This is a genomic window from Corallococcus sp. RDP092CA, assembly GCF_041903675.1.
In the GTDB taxonomy this organism is placed as follows: domain Bacteria; phylum Myxococcota; class Myxococcia; order Myxococcales; family Myxococcaceae; genus Corallococcus.
Genome location: NZ_JAYESI010000088.1, coordinates 1 through 1,443 on the forward strand (window position 1 = coordinate 1; position 1,443 = coordinate 1,443).

Genomic DNA, 1,443 nt, shown 5'->3' on the forward strand with positions numbered 1-1,443 from the left:
GCAATGCCGGTCAGATAAGTGGTCCTTGCGAGGACCTACCGGAATGGTTGAGGGTGTGGCGATCTCAAACTTGGAGATCGCCGCATGGGGCTTTCCCAGGCCATCCAGGGGGCAGCCATGGTGGCCCCCGAGCAGTTCGACCGGTTTCGGCAGCACATTGACCCGGTATGGGTGGAGGAAGCCGTGGTGGCCACCGGCTTCGCCTCGATACGCCGTCGGCGCCTGCCGGCGGACCAGGTCATCTGGTTGGTGGTGGGCATGGCGCTGATGCGCAATGAGTCCATCCCGCGCGTGGCGTCCATGCTGAATGTGGCATTGCCGACGGGGGCGGGCTCGACGGACGTGGCGCCGAGCGCGTTGAGCCAGGCACGCCAGCGCCTGGGCGACGAGCCGATGGAGTACCTCTTCAATACGACGGCTTCGGCGTGGGCCCACCGCAGCGCCAGGGCGCACCCCTGGCACAAGCTGGCCGTCTATGCCCTGGATGGCACGACGGTGCGAGTGCCGGACTCGTCCGACAACTGGAGTGAGTTTGGTGGCAGTCCGGGCAACGGCACTCGCGCCGGTAGCGCCTACCCGACGGTGCGGGCCGTGGCGCTGATGGCGGCACGCTCCCACCTGGTGGCGGCGGTGCGCTTTGGGCCCTACGCCACGGGTGAGGTGACGCTGGCGGCGGAGCTATGGAGTCAGCTGCCGGAGAATTCAGTCGTCATCGTCGACCGCAACTTCACCGCGGTCCGCGACCTGATGGAGATTGCCACGGGGGCAAAGAACCGGCACTGGCTGGTGCGGGCCAAGGCGCATATGAAACCCGTCCGGGTCGAGAAGCTCGGTGAGAATGATGACCTGGTGGAGCTGCCGGTCACCCGCGCCATGCGTGCTTCGAGCGCCAGGCCCCTGCCCGAAGCCGTCCGCATGAGGGCCATCCGCTACCAGCGACCGGGCTTCCGTGCCGGAGTACTGCTGACGTCGCTGTTAGACTCGAAGAAGTACCCGGCCGAAAGGATTGTCCAGCTGTACCACGAGCGATGGGAAATCGAGCTGGGGTACGACGAAATCAAGACGCACCTCTTGGACCGACAGGAAGCCATCCGCAGTCGCACGCCCCAAGGCGTCCGGCAGGAAGTCTGGGGCATTCTGCTGGCCTACAACCTGGTACGCGTGGAGATGGAACGGGCCGCGGACGAAGCCGGCGTGGAGCCGACGCGCATCAGCTTCGTCAATGCACTGGCGCTCATCCGAAACGCATGGCTGGTCTGGTCGACCCCGCCGCTGGCACCCGGGCGGATTCCAGAGCACCTGCTCGACTTGCGCAGGCACTTGGGGTTGCTGCTGTTACCGGAACGAAGGAGCGAGAGGCGCTTCCCACGAGTCGTCAAAATCAAGATGAGCAACTACGACAAGAAGTGGGTGAAGCGCCCCCGCCCTAACTGACCGGCATTG

1 protein-coding gene is annotated in these 1,443 nt (G+C 65.5%); it reads left to right on the forward strand.

Annotated features, from left to right (window positions below):
- Window positions 1-84: 84 nt before the first annotated feature.
- Window positions 85-1,434 carry an IS4 family transposase gene (locus U8525_RS34265; RefSeq protein ID WP_374270943.1) on the forward strand — a complete coding sequence of 450 codons (1,350 nt, stop codon included), beginning with the start codon at window positions 85-87 and terminating at the stop codon, window positions 1,432-1,434.
- The last annotated feature ends 9 nt before the right edge of the window (window positions 1,435-1,443 follow it).

Excerpts from the sequence above, each read along its gene's own strand:
- U8525_RS34265 (WP_374270943.1), top strand. The coding sequence starts at position 85 with ATGGGGCTTTCCCAGGCCATCCAGGGGGCAGCCATGGTGGCCCCCGAG.